1 protein-coding gene is annotated in these 504 nt (G+C 66.5%); it reads left to right on the top strand.

What is annotated here, in order from left to right:
* Nucleotides 1-481: transposase (locus D455_RS32015; RefSeq protein ID WP_017574092.1), on the top strand; the 481-nt coding region annotated here is incomplete at its 5' end.
* Between the last annotated feature and the right edge of the window lie 23 nt (nucleotides 482-504).

Below are 504 nucleotides of genomic sequence, written 5' to 3'. Positions count from 1 at the left end.
CTGCCGCTCCCACTCCCGATTCTTCTGGGGGTTTCGCCTGTACCTGGTCACCACGGCCGAGGGCATGCCCATCACCTGGTGCCTGGCCCACCCCAAGATCGGCGAACGCGAGGTCATGGCCGCCCTGCTGGAGCGCGACCACGACCTCATCCGGGCCGGGCAGGTGATCTTGGCTGACAAGGGTTTCGCCGGGAAGGACTTCGAGTCCTTCGTCAACGAGCGACTGGGCTGCCACCTGGTGCGCCCTGACCGCAAAGACGAAAAGCCCCGTCATGGCCGCCTGGTCCGCTGCCGCCAGTGGATCGAGGCGATCATCGACACCCTCAAAGGCCAACTCGGCCTCGAACAGCATGGCGGCCGCACACCGGCGGGGGTGTTCGCCCGCACGGCTCAGCGCCTGCTCGCCATGGCAGCGGCGATCTGGCACAACTGGGAGACCGACGCGCCGGTCAAGCGCTCCCTGATCGCCTACGACCACTGAAGACATCGGACTCACTCATCTAG

The organism is Nocardiopsis halotolerans DSM 44410 (assembly GCF_000341065.1).
GTDB lineage: Bacteria > Actinomycetota > Actinomycetes > Streptosporangiales > Streptosporangiaceae > Nocardiopsis > Nocardiopsis halotolerans.
Note: the sequence above shows the minus strand (reverse complement) of the source record. Positions and strands in the feature narration are given on the sequence as shown.